Origin of the sequence: Nonomuraea sp. NPDC052116 (assembly GCF_040680035.1) — a bacterium.
GTDB lineage: Bacteria > Actinomycetota > Actinomycetes > Streptosporangiales > Streptosporangiaceae > Nonomuraea > Nonomuraea angiospora_A.
In genome coordinates this window covers 93,328-108,198 of sequence record NZ_JBFAWA010000024.1, presented here as the reverse complement: position 1 = coordinate 108,198, position 14,871 = coordinate 93,328, and the positions used below count along the sequence as shown (strand labels likewise).

At 73.6% G+C, this 14,871-nt stretch carries 11 protein-coding genes; 8 read left to right on the top strand and 3 right to left on the bottom strand.

The genetic code is table 11. From position 1 onward, the window contains the following. The first annotated feature begins 32 nt into the window (after nt 1–32). Both AB0L65_RS38630 and AB0L65_RS38625 read left to right on the top strand, forming a co-directional pair. Complete coding sequence (locus AB0L65_RS38630; protein WP_364256109.1) at nt 33–1,247, top strand: cytochrome P450; 1,215 nt, start codon at nt 33–35, stop codon at nt 1,245–1,247. 13 nt (nt 1,248–1,260) lie between these two features. Further along, nucleotides 1,261–1,461, top strand: a complete 201-nt coding sequence (locus tag AB0L65_RS38625; RefSeq protein ID WP_364256106.1) for a ferredoxin — start codon at nt 1,261–1,263, stop codon at nt 1,459–1,461. Nucleotides 1,462–1,522: 61 nt separating this feature from the next. Here the strand turns inward: AB0L65_RS38625 and AB0L65_RS38620 are convergent, their stop codons facing one another. Beyond that, a complete protein-coding gene (locus AB0L65_RS38620; protein ID WP_364256103.1) occupies nt 1,523–2,977 on the bottom strand; it encodes a PucR family transcriptional regulator in 1,455 nt (484 codons plus the stop codon). A 107-nt stretch (nt 2,978–3,084) separates the two neighbouring features. Here AB0L65_RS38620 and AB0L65_RS38615 point away from each other — a divergent pair, with 107 nt between their 5' ends. Genes AB0L65_RS38615 through AB0L65_RS38600 form a run of 4 tightly spaced genes read left to right on the top strand, consistent with a single transcriptional unit; the run spans nt 3,085 to nt 7,217 of the window. Next, nucleotides 3,085–3,975, top strand: a complete 891-nt coding sequence (locus AB0L65_RS38615) for an ABC transporter substrate-binding protein (protein ID WP_364256100.1) — start codon at nt 3,085–3,087, stop codon at nt 3,973–3,975. Continuing rightward, nucleotides 3,972–4,799 (top strand): amino acid ABC transporter permease, encoded by an 828-nt coding sequence (locus AB0L65_RS38610; RefSeq protein WP_364256097.1) that lies wholly within the window; start codon nt 3,972–3,974, stop codon nt 4,797–4,799. Before AB0L65_RS38615 ends, AB0L65_RS38610 begins: the two co-directional genes overlap by 4 nt. After that, nucleotides 4,796–5,557: an amino acid ABC transporter ATP-binding protein gene (locus AB0L65_RS38605; RefSeq protein WP_364256094.1), complete on the top strand. Its 762-nt coding sequence runs from the start codon at nt 4,796–4,798 to the stop codon at nt 5,555–5,557. Before AB0L65_RS38610 ends, AB0L65_RS38605 begins: the two co-directional genes overlap by 4 nt. A gap of 16 nt (nt 5,558–5,573) precedes the next feature. After that, entirely contained in the window at nt 5,574–7,217 is a 1,644-nt protein-coding gene (locus AB0L65_RS38600; protein WP_364256091.1) for a thiamine pyrophosphate-binding protein, read from the top strand. Here AB0L65_RS38600 and AB0L65_RS38595 read toward each other — a convergent pair. Then, complete coding sequence (locus tag AB0L65_RS38595; RefSeq protein ID WP_364256089.1) at nt 7,214–8,050, bottom strand: NAD(P)H-binding protein; 837 nt, start codon at nt 8,048–8,050, stop codon at nt 7,214–7,216. The genes AB0L65_RS38600 and AB0L65_RS38595 overlap by 4 nt on opposite strands. A gap of 19 nt (nt 8,051–8,069) precedes the next feature. Beyond that, nucleotides 8,070–8,942: a hypothetical protein gene (locus tag AB0L65_RS38590; RefSeq protein ID WP_364256086.1), complete on the bottom strand. Its 873-nt coding sequence runs from the start codon at nt 8,940–8,942 to the stop codon at nt 8,070–8,072. Between the two features lie 209 nt (nt 8,943–9,151). On the opposite strand from AB0L65_RS38590, the gene AB0L65_RS38585 reads away from it, so the two are divergent. Further along, entirely contained in the window at nt 9,152–10,018 is an 867-nt protein-coding gene (locus AB0L65_RS38585; protein ID WP_364256083.1) for a DUF4132 domain-containing protein, read from the top strand. Next, on the top strand, nt 10,015–14,835 hold the full coding sequence (locus tag AB0L65_RS38580; RefSeq protein ID WP_364256080.1) for a DNA-binding protein: 4,821 nt from the start codon (nt 10,015–10,017) through the stop codon (nt 14,833–14,835). Before AB0L65_RS38585 ends, AB0L65_RS38580 begins: the two co-directional genes overlap by 4 nt. Nucleotides 14,836–14,871: the final 36 nt, after the last annotated feature.

Genomic DNA, 14,871 nt, shown 5'->3' with positions numbered 1-14,871 from the left:
GCCAGTTCCGTACCCTTTTGAGGAGATACCGCATGACGCAGAGCGAGCAGGTCCTGAGCTATCCGATCCCCAGCGAGGCGGCGCTGGAGCCGCCCACCGAGTGGGCGGACCTGCGGGGGAAGTGCCCGGTCGCGCGGGTCACGCTGCCCAGCGGCGACGAGGCCACGCTGCTCACCCGGTACGAGGACGTCAAGCAGGTGCTGGCCGACCCGCGCTTCACCCGCCTGCTGAACGCGCCCGACGCGGCCCGGCTGTCGGCCAACGACGACGGCGGGCTGTTCAGCAGCGAGATGGCGGCGATCATCCCGGACAGCGGGGAGCCGCACCAGCGGTGGCGGCGCCTGGTCGGCAAGTACTTCACCGCCAAGCGCATGGCCGCCCTGCGGCCCGCCATGGCGCAGATCGCCGAGCAGCTCATCGACGACATGGTCGAGCGCGGCGCCCCCGGCGACCTCAAGGCGGCCCTGGGCTTCCCCCTGCCCGTGTACGTGATCTGCGACCTGCTCGGCGTGCCCGCCTCCGACCGGGACCGCTTCGCCCACTGGTCGGACAGCCTGCTCAACCTGACCAAGTTCACCCAGGCGGAGACCGACGCCTCGCAGGCCGAGTTCATCCAGTACATGTCCGAGCACGTGGCCGCCAAGCGGGAGACGCCGGGCGACGACCTGCTCAGCGAGCTGATCGAGGCGAGCGCCGCCGAGGGCGAGGGCCTGACGGACGTCGAGCTGCTGGCCACCGGGATGGGGCTGCTCGTGGCCGGGCACGAGACCACCGCCAACATGATCGGCAAGATGGTGGGGATGCTGCTGGCGGACCGCGCCCGCTGGGAGCGGCTGCTGGCCGACCCGTCGCTGGTGCGTACGGCGGTGGAGGAGGTGCTGCGCTTCGACGCCAACTCCGGCTTCGGCCTGCCCCGCTACCTGAAGGAGGAGACCGAGGTCAGCGGCACGGTGCTGCCCCGCGGCACGACCGTGATCTGCAGCATGGCCGCCGCCAACCGCGACGAGAGCGTCTTCGACGCGGCCGCCGAGATGGACCTGACCCGCACCCCGAACCCGCACCTGGCCTTCGGCTCCGGCTCCCACTCCTGCCTCGGCCAGTCCCTGGCCCGCACCGAGCTGCAGGTCGTCCTGGAGGTGCTGCTGCGCAAGCTGCCCACGCTGGAGCTGGCCGTGCCGGTGGAGGAGCTGCACCGGGTGGAGGGCCTCGTGGTCGGCGGCCTGCGCCAGGTCCCGGTCCGCTGGTGAGGAGGAGACTCAGATGAAGATCATCGTGGACGAGGCCAAGTGCTGCGGCGCGGGCCAGTGCGTGCTGATCGCGCCGGAGGTGTTCGACCAGAACGAGGACGACGGCATCGTCATCCTGCTGGAGGCCGAGCCCGCCGCGGACCGGCACGCCGCCGTACGTGAGGCCGCCGCCGTCTGCCCGGCGTCCGCCATCCAGGTGGACGAGGACGCCTGAGCCCTGACCGCGCCGCCCGGCCCCGGCCACCCGGGGCCGGGCATCCCGAGCTGTCGCGGCGTCAGTCCATGAGACCGAGCTGGCGACCCGCCCGCAGGGCCAGCCAGACCTCCGCGAACGCGGCGGTGGACGTCAGGTCGCGGCCCGTCAGCTCGGCGAACCTGCGCAGGCGGTAGGCCAGGGTGTTGGGATGGATGTGCAGCGCGGTCGCGGCGTCCTCGGTACGCCGGTCGCGCTCCATCCAGGTACGCACGGACGTCAGGAGCTGGGACCCGTGCGCGGAGTCGTAGGCGAGCGCCTTGCCGAGCACGTTCTCGACCAGCGCGGTGAGCGCCCACGGGTCGTCGGGCAGCCACCGGCCGGTGGTGTCGTCGCCGTAGTGGATCAGCGCGCGCCCCGACTCGGACGCCGAGGAGGCCGCCCACACCGCCTCCCGCTTGGGGATCTGCATGGACTCCCCCGGCGGGAACGGCCTGCTCATGCCCGCCGCGACGCCCGGCAGCGCGGCGATCGCCGGGCCGAGGGCGGGCGAGCCGAGCACGTAGCGGTCGTCGCCCCGGCGCAGCATCAGGTGCGGCGCGTCGTCGAGCGCCCGGTGGATGGCCTCGTCGGGCACGTTCCTGATCACGAGGAGGGCCAGCTCCGCCTCCACGGGGATGCCCATCCTGACCAGGCGCCGCCGCGCCGCGGCCGGGTCGAGGACGTCCTGGAGCAGCTCGGACAGGGTCTCGGCGCCCTGGCGGCGTAGCGTCTCGCGCTCGTTGCGGGCCATGGCCACCTGCAGGGCGGCCACCGTGGCGATGTGCTGCACCACGGCCAGCCCGGCGGGCCTGGCCCCCTGGCGCTCGAAGGCGACGAGGAAGCCCGCCGGACCTCCCGGCGCGGGCACGGGCAGGACGAAACCGCCGGGGATGGTCGGCGGCGCCTCCGGCTCGGAAGGCAGCACCGCGACGTCGGGCACCGGCACCCCCGGCAGCAGCGGCCGCCCCTGCGGGGTGCACAGATAGACCTCGTATCCGGACAGCCGCTCCAGCCGCTTGAACAGCGTCGCGCTGTCGAGGTCCTCGGCCGCCAGCCAGCGCAGCGCCCCGAACACCTGCAGCTGCGCACCGAGGCGCTGCCTGGCGTCCTCCTGCACGGCCGCGGCCACCTCCTGGGCGATCGCGATGAACGGCACGGCCAGCGGCACCTCGAGCACGGGCATCCCCCGCTCCTCGGCGGCCTGGATGAACGCGTCGTGCAGCGGCGGCACGTGCAGCTGCGCGGACAGGGCGAGCGCGGACACGCCCGCGTCGTCGAGCCGTTCCAGGTAGGCGCGCTGCTTGGCGGCCTGGCGCGGGATCGCGATCCCCGTCGTCATGATGACCTCCGCGCCGAGCAGCCATGGCGTGGGGTCGTCGAGCTCGCTGACGTGCGCCCACGACACCGACCGCCCCAGCCCCGCCTCACCGGCCAGGAGCCGTAGCTGGAGCGCGGGAGAGCGCAGCAGGTCCTCCACGGACACCTTTGTGGTCACCCACAAAGGATATGGCGGGTCTTGAGTGCTGCCCCGATTGAAGGTTGGGGGGTACGGCCTTCACACTCGGTAGTCATTCGCCCCTGTTCGGGAAGGCACGGCACGACATGAGAAGACAACTTGCCATCGCCCTCTTCACCGGATTGGCCCTCACCGGCTGCGCCGCGCCCGAGGAGACCACCACGACGGCGCCCAGGACTGAGATCGCGGCGGGCGCGAAGGACGAGGCGGTCGCCCAGCTGCTCCCGGCCGACATCCGGCAGGCCGGCAAGGTACGGGTGGCCTCGGGCGTCTCCTTCCCGCCCATGGAGTTCTTCGACACCGACAACAAGACCGTGCTCGGGTTCGACGCCGACCTCGGCAAGGCGCTCGGCGAGGTGCTGGGCGTGCAGTTCGCCTTCGAGAACGTCAGCTTCGACGGCATCATCGGCGGCCTCAACGCGGGCCGCTACGACCTCGGCCTGACCAGCATGCTCGACAAGAAGGAACGCCAGGAACAGGTGGACTTCGTCGACTACCTCAAGTCCGGGTCGGCGCTCATGGTGGCCAAGGGCAACCCGCAGGGGATCAAGGAGACCCTCGACATGTGCGGCAGGAAGGTCGCGGTCGAGAAGGCCGCGACCGGCGACCTGCTCGTGGACGACGTCACGAAGAAGTGCGCCGGGGCCGGAAAACCGGCCGTGGAGAAGGTCCCCTTCCCCGACCAGGCGAGCGCCGTGCAGGCCCTGCAGTCCGGGCGGGCCGACATGGTCGCCGCGCTCGACCTGACCCTGGCCTACAGCGTGAAGCAGGCTCCGCAGCAGTTCGAGGTCGCGGTGAGCGCGATCGACCCGCTTCCCGTCGGCATCCCGGTCCCCAAGAGCAAGCCGCAGTTGCGTGACGCCGTTCAGGCGGCGCTGAAGAAGCTCATCGCGAACGGCACCTACGACCAGCTCCTGGCCAAGTGGAACCTGCAGGCGCAGGCGTTCAAGGACGCCGCGATCAACGCGGGCGCATGACTGCCGCCCGGGAGCCGATCGTGCCGCTGCGGCGGCCCGGCCGGTGGGTGGCCGCCGCGGTGCTCGCCGTGCTGGCCGCGATGGCGGTCAACTTCGTGGTGACCACCCCGGCGCTCCGGCCCGACCTGGTGGCCGGCTACCTCTTCGAACGCTCGATCATGCGCGGGCTGCTGCTCACGGTCGAGCTGACGGCGCTGGCCATGCTGGCGGGCGCCGTGCTCGGCACCGCGCTGGCGATCATGCGGCTGTCGGACAATCCGCTGCTGCGCTGGGTCGCCGCCGCCTACGTCTGGCTCTTCCGCGGCACGCCCATCCTGGTCCAGCTGCTGTTCTGGTTCTTCCTGGGCGCCGTGATGCCGCGGATCAGCCTCGGCGTCCCCTTCGGCCCCGAGTTCTTCTCCGCGCCGGTCAACGCGCTGATCACCCCGTTCACCGCGGCCATCCTCGGCCTCGGGCTGAACGAGGCGGCGTACATGGCCGAGATCGTCAGAGCGGGCATCGGCTCGGTCGACCACGGGCAGCGGGAGGCCGCCGAGGCGCTGGGCATGCGGCCCGCGCTGGTCTACCGGCGCGTCATCCTGCCCCAGGCGGCCCGGGTGATCGTGCCGCCGACCGCCAACGAGACGATCTCGATGCTCAAGCTCACCTCCCTGGTGCTGGTCATCGGCCTCCCTGACCTGCTGACCAGCGCCCAGCTGATCTACGGCCGCAACTTCCAGCAGATCCCGCTGCTGATCGTCGCCAGCCTCTGGTACCTCGTCCTGACCACGCTGCTGACCTTGGCCCAGTCACGGCTCGAACGACGGTTTGGAGGCCGATCGTGAACGAACTGCTCAGCGCGCGGGGCGTGCGCAAGAGCTTCGGGAAGGTCGAGGTGCTCAAGGGCATCGACCTGACGGTCCACGCCGGCCAGGTGGTGTGCCTGCTCGGCCCGTCGGGCTCGGGCAAGTCGACCTTCCTGCGCTGCGTCAACCACCTCGAACGGCTCGACGCCGGGGAGATCTGGGTCGACGGCCACCTGGTCGGCTACCGCCGCTCGGGCGGCAAGAAGTACGAGATGCGCCCGCGCGAGGTGGCCGACCAGCGGCGGGACATCGGCATGGTGTTCCAGCGCTTCAACCTCTTCCCGCACCGCACCGCGCTGGAGAACGTCATGGAGGCGCCCGTGTACGTGCTCGGCCGCCCCCGCGAGGCCGTCCGGCAGGAGGCGCTCGACCTGCTGCGGCGGGTCGGCCTGGAGGAGCGGGCCGGCCACCGCCCCGATCAGCTGTCCGGGGGCCAGCAGCAGCGCGTGGCGATCGCCCGGGCCCTGGCCATGAAGCCCAAGCTGATGCTGTTCGACGAGCCGACCAGCGCGCTCGACCCCGAGCTCGTCGGAGAGGTCCTCGACGTGATGAAGGACCTGGCCGGAGCAGGGATGACGATGGTCGTGGTGACGCACGAGATCGGGTTCGCCCGCGAGGTCGCCGACCACGTCGTCTTCATGGACGACGGGCTGGTCGTCGAGGCGGGACCGGCCGCCGAGCTGATCGCCCGGCCCCGGCACGAGCGGACCAGGGCCTTCCTGGCCAAGGTCCTGTAGAGGAAGGGATCCGACCATGTCACGGGGACAAGCCGTGCGGACGGGCGGCGACCTGGTCGTCGAGTCGCTGGCCGCACTCGGCGCCACCACGGTCTTCGGCGAGCCGGGGCAGCACGCGCTCGGCCTGTTCGACGCGCTGCGCCGCTCTGACCTGCGCTACGTGGGGTGCCGTACCGAGCTGAGCGTCGCCTTCGCCGCCGACGGCCACGCGCGCGCGACCGGCTCGGTCACGCCTTTCCTGGTCTCCACCGGCCCGGGCGCGCTGGGCACCCTCCCCGCGCTCATGGAGTCCCGCGCGGCCGCCGTCCCCGTGCTGGCCGTCAGCAGCCAGATCCCCGCGGACGGGCTGGGCGGGCGGCGCAAGGGCTACCTGCACGAGCTGCCGGACCAGGCCGCGGCCTTCAGGGACGTCGTGAAGTCGGCCCACGTGGTGTGGACGGCCGGGCAGATCGCGCCGGCGCTGGCCGAGGCGTGGGAGCTCGCGCTGACCGCGCCCGCGGGCCCGGTCCTGGTGGAGATCCCGCAGGACGTGCTGCTCGCCGAGACCGGGATCCCGGCGGTGACCGAGCTCCGGGTGGCGCCGAGACCGCTCGTCCCGAGGGCCGAGCTCGTCGCCGCGGCGGCGGACCTGCTGGTACGGGCGGCCGATCCGGTGATCCTGGCCGGCGGCGGGGTGGTGCGCGCCGGCGCCCAGGCGGCCCTGCTGGAGCTGGCCCAGGAGCTGAACGCGCCGGTCGCCACCACGTTCGGCGCGAAGGGCGCCTTCCCCTGGGAGCACCCGCTGTCGCTCCAGTCGTGGCTGGAGGACCGGCACCTGACGGCGTTCCTGGAGGAGGCCGACGTGCTGCTGGTCGTGGGCTCGGGGCTGGGGGAACTGTCCAGCAACTACCACACGATGCGGCCGCGCGGCCGGGTCGTGCAGATCGAGGCCGATCTCGGCAAGCTCGAGTCCAACCATCCGGGGCTGGCCGTGCACGCGGACGCCCGGGCGGCGCTGGAGGAGCTGGCGCGGGCCGTGAAGGGCGCGCGTACCGGCCGGGACAGGGCAGTAGCCCAACCGGCGGCCCGGTCGGCGGTGCGCGACGTGCTCGGGCGCGTCGCCGCGCGGCTGGACGCGCAGGACCTCGCGCTCGAACGGTCGCTGCTCGCGGCCATCGACCGCGCGCTACCGGAACAGGCCCTGAGCTTCTGGGACATGACGATCCTGGCGTACTGGGCCTGGTCCGCCTGGCCGCGGCCGATGGAGTCGGCGCAGGGCGCGGGCGGGCTCGGCTACGCGCTGCCCGCCGCGCTCGGCGCGGCCGCCGCCACCGGCGGGCCGGTGCTCGCGGTCAGCGGCGACGGAGGGGCCATGTACGGCCTGGCCGAGCTCGCCACGCTGCACCAGCACCGGCTCGACGTGACCTGGCTGATCGTGGACGACGGCGGCTACGGCATCCTGCGCGAGTACATGACGGACGCGTTCGGCGCCGCCACGGGGACCGAGCTGGCCAGGCCGGACTTCGCCGCCCTCGCGGCGGCCTTCGGCGTCCCGGCCCGGCGCACCACTCCGGAGAACCTGGAGAGCGACCTGGCGCGGGCGCTGCGGACCCCGGGGCCGAGCGTCGTCGTGCTGCCCGCGACCCTGCGCATGTTCGCCCCCACCCACCTGGCGGGCTAGCTCTTGCGGAAGGCGTCCGCGTGGTCCCGCGCCCACTGCTCGAACGTGCGCGGCGGCCGTCCGAGCACGTCCTCCACGGTCGGGTGGACCGTCGTCTCGTCGAGCGTGCCGTCCACGAAGAACTGGAAGAAGGCGTCGACGTACTCGACCGGCATCCCCGCCTCCATCTCGGCGCGCGCCTCGCTGTTCGTCAGCCCTTCGCACCGCAGGTCCCGGTCCAGCACCCGGCCGAGAACGGCGACCTGGTCGGCGGGCAGCAGCGCGCGGGAGCCGGTCAGCTCGTGGATCCGGCCCTCGTGCTCGCCGCTCAGCAGCGCGCGGGCCGCGACGGCCGCGATGTCGTACGGGTCGACGGCCGCGACCGGCACATCGGCGAACGGCACCCGCACCACGTCGCCGGCCTCGAGCTGCGGGAGCCAGCGCAGCGCGTTGGACATGAACGACCTGGGCCGCAGGAAGGTCCAGGCCAGGCCCGACTCGCGCACGTCCCGCTCCGAGAGCGTCATGTAGCGGGAGACGGCGTTCCCGAGGTCCTCCAGCGCGGCCGAGCCGCCGGACAGGAGCACGACGTGCCGCACGCCGGCGTCGCGGGCCAGGGCCAGCAGCCCGGGCATGTCCGCATAGCCCGGCATGAGGAACAGCCCCTGGGCGCCGTCGAGCGCTCCGGCCAGGCTCTCCGGCCGGTTGAGGTCGCCGGTCACGGGCTCGGCGCCGGCCGGGAGGGCGGCGCGGTGCGGGTCCCGGACGAGCGCCCGGACCGGCCGGCCGGCCGAGGCCAGCGCGGCGACGAGTTCGGAGCCGACGTTGCCGGTGGCACCGGTCACTAAGATCATGCCGGAAGCCTATCGGGGGTCACAATCGCCGGATGCAGGTGACGGACGGGTAAGGGTCGGGGCCGTGCGGCAGCCCGTACATCGTGGTGTTGGTCGTCACCGAGTAGTCGGCCGGGCGCTCGCACTCGAACTCGATGCTGACATGCCCGACCACCTTCCCCCACGCCTTCCCGCCCTTGCACGGCGTCTTCTTCAGGCCGCCGACGATGGCCGTCTCGGTCCCGAACACGGTCTTGCGCTTCTTGGTCTTCGGCGCGGTCAGGCAACTGCCGGGCTCGTATCTGGGGCCGACATCCGTGGCGTCCTCGCCGGGGCCGACGCAGACGTACGAGCCGTTCCACTTGTAGGCGTACGACCAGATCCTGCGCTCGCACGCCTTCTTCGTCCTGGTGAAGGAGCGGATCCTGCCGGGGCCGTGGGCGTCGAAACAGGCCCGTTCCTGAACGTCGCCGTCCTGGATGAGCGTGCAGTCGCCGGCCTTCAGGACGCCGCCGCCCTTGCCGGGGTCTCCGGGGTGCGGGCCGACGCGGTTGCGCAGGCAGGCCGTCCGGGAGCCTCCCGGGGCGTCCAGCCAGCCGTCGGAGTCGGGCGGGCACTTCGCGGCGCCCTCTCCCTGGGCCACCAGCCGGATGATCCGCACGCCGGCCGTCGCCAGGGTGCAGTCGACCGGCGCCGGGACCTGGGTGTCCGGTTTGGGCACGCGTACGTCAAGGCAGAGGCCCTGCGCCCAGGCGACCGGCGCGCTGGGGGACGGTGTGCCGGCGGACGGTGTGCCGGCGGACGGGGAGCTCGTCGTGGAGGGGGTCGTTCCCGCAGGCCCGCCGCCGCTGCACGACGTCAGGGACAGGACCGCCGCCAGCCCGCCGATCACGATCGAAGACCTGCCACCCACGAACCGTCACCCCCGCGCGCTCGCCCGTCGCGACGATCGTCGGGCACGGCCCGCACCGTGACAAGACCGCTTGCCCGATAATTCGCGAGATCCACGCATTTGTCGGTCAAGGCCGCTAGGTTCGGCGCAACAACAGCGGCAGGGGCACGGAAACCCCTGCTCATTCGAGGTTTCATGCCCGGATTCGGGCGTCTGGAAGGCGGGGACCGTTGGGTTGGCTGGCAGCGGGCGACGGGTACGAGGTTGCCCTGATAGAAGGCCGGGTGGCGGCGCGAGCCACCTCCGGCCGATCGGCGGGACGGCAGCTGAAATCGCTGCCGAAGGCGTTGCGTGATCACCCCGAGGTGGACCGGCTGCGCCGCTTCGCCGAGTGGCTCGGCCGCCATGCCGCCGCGTGCGTGGCGCAGGCGGACCTGTGGATGGTGTCGTCACTGCCCGTGCCGACCGGGCTGCTGGCCCGGGTGTGGCCGGACGAGGCGTGGCAGTCGGCGCTGCGCGACCTGGCCGTGGTCGGCGACGACCCCGACGAGGTGGGCTTCCTGCGCGACGCCACCGAGACGGGCGAGCTGCGCGTGGTCAACCTCGACGGCGAGACCGTACGGCTGTCGCCGCGCACGGTGACGCTGCCCCACCCGGTGCTGCTGCCCGACCTCGACGACCTGCGGGAGTTCGCCGCCGAGCTGGGCGTGGTCCAGAAGGTCGAGCAGATCCACCGCGCCACCTGGCGCAAGCCCGCCGACCTGGACGTCAGGGCGACGACCGTGACGGAGTTCTCCGGCGGCACGTACGACTCCCGCTTCGGCCTGGCCGCGCGGGCCACCACGCTCGGCTACCGGGTCACCGGCGGCTACGCCACCTGCCGGGTCCGCGACGCCGGGGCCATCACCGAGGCGAGCGTCTGGATCGGCGAGCCGTACTGGGAGGACGAGGTGACCACGGGCGGCCTGACCTGGCAGGACCTCGACGGCAGGACGCTGCCGCTGCGTGAGGTCGGCCCGGTGGCCTGGTCGGAGGGGATGCGGATGGCCGCGGCGCTGTACGCGGGGCGCAAGGTCGAGGAGGGCAAGGACGCATGAGTGAGCAACTCCTGAAGGCCGGAGCGATCCTGCCGCCGGACACCGAGAGCGCGGTCGAGGGCGCCGTGCCGATGACCGCCCGCCGCTACCGTCACCCCGTGCTCGACGACCGCGTGGTCGTGCGCCTGGTCGCGGGCGAGCTGGGCGCGGCCGAGGACCTGGCCGCCGGGTTCCTGGGCCTGGCGCCCGACGGAGAGCCGGAGGTGGTCGGGCTCGGGTTAAGGCGTTCGCTCGGGTTCCCCGAGTGGGTGCTGGTGCACTACCCCGGCGACGGGCAGCACGCGCTCGCCGTCGTCCCGGAGCTGGAGCGGATCTCCCGCCAGGCCAAGTCCAAGCCCAAGAACGCGCTCGACGGCTACCACGAGCTGGCCCGCCGGCTCGGCGCGTCCGTGCCGCACTTCCTGCCCACGTTCTACGAGCAGGCCGGGCGGGTGTTCATCGGCGTGGAGAACGCCACCTACGCCTCCCAGATGTTCTCCAGCGCCCGCAAGGCGGAGGCCGAGCACGGGCTGGAGGTCGACGAGGACCGGCTCGACTCGGTGTTCCTGGAGTTCGCGCTGGCGGGCGCGCTGCCGGTCAAGGTGCTGTCCGGTTACGCCAGGGAGCTGGCCGCCCGGGTGTCCGCCGACGAGGCCCTGCGCCGCTTCTCCCAGCTGTGCGTGCGGCGCACGGCGGGCGGGATGCCCCCCTCCGCCCAGATGGCCACCGACCTGCGCCGCCTGGCCAGGGCGGCCGGCGTGGACGCCGACGCGACCGAGCAGTCGTACCTGCGCGAGCTGCTCGCCCTGCCCGCCACCCTGCGGGCCGCCACCGGCTGGTGGAAGGCCCACCGCGCGGCGATCGGCGCGCTGGGCGCACGCGAGCCCGAGGTGCGCGCGACGCTGCTCGCCGTCATGCCGCAGAGCCACGACAACGACGTGCCCGGTGTGTGGCTGGACGTCCTCGAGGCGGCGGGCGCCGTCGACGAGCTCGTCTCGGGCCAGGTGCCGGAGGACGGCGTGTCGGGCTGGCTCCGGCGCTTCCTCACCACCCGCAACGCCACCTATGGCCTGCCGCCGCGGCTGCCGGTCCTCTACACGCTCGTCGAGCGGGCCGCCGACCGGCTGCGCGCCGAGCTCGCGGGCACCACGACCCGGCTGACGGACTCGTACGACGTCGATCTGCTCGACCTTTTCCTCGCGCTCGGCCTGCCCGTGGCCGACCCCGATGAGCGCGACTACCTGCGGCTGGAGCACTGGGCGAAGGGCGAGGGGCAGCGCGACCTGACCGCGCTGGCCGCCGACGGCCGGTTCACGGCGGCCTTCCAGCGCTCGGCGGACACGTTCACCGGCGACTCCGACGGGCTGCGCGCCGTCCGCCTGCTGGCCGCCTCCGACGGCAGCCGGCCGATGCTGGCCGAGTGGGTGCGCAGGGTCTGCGCGCGGTCGGCGTCCGCCGGGCTGCCCGATTTGCCCGGGGCGCTGCGGCGGCTGTCCTGGCTGCCGGGCGAGGCCCTGGTCCTGGCCGAGGACGAGGTACGCCAGGCCGCCGCGGCCGACGTCTCCCCCGTGCTCGCCCGTACGCTGCGGACCGGGATCTTCGACGAGCTGGGCTGGCCGGCCTGGGAGGAGGCCGCCGCGACCCTCGTACCGAGGAAGGACGTCGACGACATCGTGGTCGCCGACGCCTGGCCGTACCTGATCGCGGCGGGCTCCCGGCAGGTCCGCGTGCTCGATCGCGAGGGCGCCGTGCTCACCCACGACCTGCGCGTCCCGCCCAACGACACGTGGAACGACATCGGCTACCACTACGTGGACGGCGACCTGCTCGTCTACTGGCACTCCCGCACCGCCGACTACGCCTACCGCGGCTACTGGCACACCTCCGCCGACCGTATCCACCCCATCGAGACCCAGAGCGGCACCCGGGGCACGCGCATGGACTGGTACCGCGGCGACGACGCGGTCACCCTGGCGCTGCCCGGCGGCGGGCGCACCACCGGGCTCGGCGTGGTGCACCCCGGCGACACCACCGTCCCCCTCGAACGGTCCGTGATCACCGACGGCACCTCCTACTGGGTGTGGACCTGGGACGATTCCGACCACGACACTGTCGGCTGGCACGAGTACGACCCGGTCAGCGGGCAGCACGGCAGGAAGAGCATGCCCGCCTTCCTCACCGACATCCCCGCGGGCACGACGTTCGAGAGCGGCTGGCTGCTGCCCGCCCCGTCCGAGGAGGCGACCCCGGGGAGCGTTCCCGTGGGCGGGCTGGTCGGCTGGCGGGTGACGCGGCTGCCCGACGGTTCGCTGCGCGGCGAGGACCTGTCCGGCCGCGCGATCACCCTCCCGCCCGACGGCGGCAAACCGGCGCGCATCCTAACCTTCCCCGGCACCGACCGGCCCGTGGCCGTCCTGAAGGGGAGCTACCGGGTCGAACTGGTCGACGCCGAGGGTGTGCTCGTCGCCACCGCCAAGACCGACGCCGCTCCCGGCGCGTTCGGCGAGGGCACGATCATCCTGCCGCCGCTGCGCTACTGGCACCACCTGCGGCCGAGGGACCCCGAGGGGTCGGCCGCCCTGCGTGAGCTCGGCCCGGACACCGCTTCGCGGCTGCTGGCCGCAGCCCCTGAGGAGGACCTGCCGGCGCGGATCCGGGAGCTGCTGCCCCAGGTCAGCCACGACGGGCTGGTGGCGGGCATCGCCGGGATCGTGCGGTTCGCCGGCGCGCAGCAGGCTTCGCTGGACGCCGTCGCCGCCAGGCTCACCGAGGCGCTGGCCGGCGGACACCGCGAGCAGGCTCCCGTGGGCCCCACGGACTACGAGCTCCAGGAGGCGCTCAGCGGGCTGGACTTCTCCACCTCCTACTACTGGCGCCACGAGACCGACGGGGCCTTCCAGCAGATCCGGAGGATCCAGGCGCTGGCGGATGACGCTCCGGCCGGGGTGGGCCACATCCACCTCGACCGGCCGGGACTGCCGTCCTCCAGCCTGGACTGGGAGCCGATGCTCGACCACCTGGCCGCGGTGGCCTACCGCAGCGGATCGGCGACCATCGCCGAGGAGCACCGCGTCCCGCAGGAGCGGCTGCTGCAGGGGCTGGCCGAGGCCGGGCTGCCCACGGCGGCCGACCCGTCGCGGTGGCGCCGCGTCGCCGTCCACCTGCCCAACCGGTATCTGAAGAAGCCCGACGGCGAGTGGCGCGAGGGCACCTGGCAGCTCGGGGTCCTGCCGCTGGAGGGCGGCGCGTTCCTGGTGCTCTTCGGCCACGACTCGCCCGACGACTCCACGACCCGGTGGAGTGCGCTGTTCCACGACCCGTCCGGGCGGTTCGACGTGCCCCAGCCGTACACGCTGGGCTCCTCCGGCCCGGTCGGCGTGGACCGGCCGCAGGGGTGGCTGGAGGCGTTCCGCGCCGAGCTGGCCGAACGCGGGCCCGCGCCGTGGCGGCCGGAGGCGGCCGAGGAGTTCTCCCGGCTCACCGGTGTCTCGCTGACGATGGCCCGGCTGGTCGTGGCGGGCCTGCCGTCCGTCGACTCGTACGAGCACTCCTTCCTCGCCAAGGAGACCCGCACCACGATCGGCGTGAAGGTGGCCGACGCCGCCATCGCCCGCAACGAGCTGCGCGAGATCGGCGCCGGGATCCGGCGGGCGGTCGTCGCCGCGCTGCTGCCTCAGGAGCCCGCCCGGCTCTGGAGCGACGGCCCCGACGTGGCCGCCGCGGCGGCCCTCTGGAACGACAGGATCGGCCACCAGACGGCCGTGCCCGAATGGCTGCTCGGCGAGGCGTCCCGCACGGTCAGGACCGGCTGGGACACCGGCCGCGCGCTGCGCGCCCTCATCGACCCGGCCGGCGAGCCGGAGCTCGGCCACGACCTGGCCTGGGCCATCCGGGGCGACCGCGCCCACCCCGCCGACGGCAACGCCACCGGCTTCACGGCCGACACCCTGCACACGGCCATCGTGATGTCGCGCTGGCTCGCGCACCGGCTGCCCGCGGGCGACCCGATCAGGGCCGCGCTGCCGGGCGCGCTGGCCGCCGTCCGCGACCGGCTGGCCGCCCCCGGCCTGCTGCTCGACCTCGGCCGGTACGTCGACCTGCCCGCCTTCCGCAAGGCGGCCGGCATGCCCACCGAGACCGGCGAGGGGTACGAAAGGTACGGCGCCGTCCTCATGGCCACCCACGACGACCGGCCCGCGCCCGCCGTCCGCGTGTCGCTCCTGGACGAGGCCGGCGACGACCCCTACCTGCGGGCCCTCATCGGCTCGGAGGGGTCGTTCCCGGCCATGGACGCGCTGCGGACCGTCCGCGGCCCGCGCTTCGAGGCCCTGCTGGCCGACCCCGGGGACCCGCTCGCCGGGGAACGCGGGGCCGACGGCACGTGGTGGCCGCAGGATCCCAGCCGTTCCGTGCCCCATCTGGTCGTCGAGGTGGCCAAGGAGTTCGGGCTGGGCGAGGACGCCGCGACCGCGTACCTGATGCTGCTGGCCATGCCCGACCCGACCGACCGGAACGCGGCGCGGTGGACCGGCTGGAAGCCCGCCCGGCTCAAGTCGGCCCACGCCGAGCTGGCCGACACCGACCTGGTCGTGCGGGCCACCCGCGAGCGGGCGGGACGGTCGCTGTTCCTGCCCGGCGGGTGGACGACGCAGAGCGCGCCGCGGCTGCCGCTGGAGCAGTGGAAGCTGGCGCTGTTCGACGTGACGGAGTCGACCGGGGTGCCGCTCGTGCCCGCCGAACCCGCCGCCGACCTGTACGCCAGGGCCTGGGGACGGGTGCGGGACGGCGACGCGCCACGCTTCGAGGAGCTGAAGGTGAAGCGCGGACGCCGCCGCTGACCTGCTCGGGGCGCGCCCCTTCCCCGGGGCGCGCCC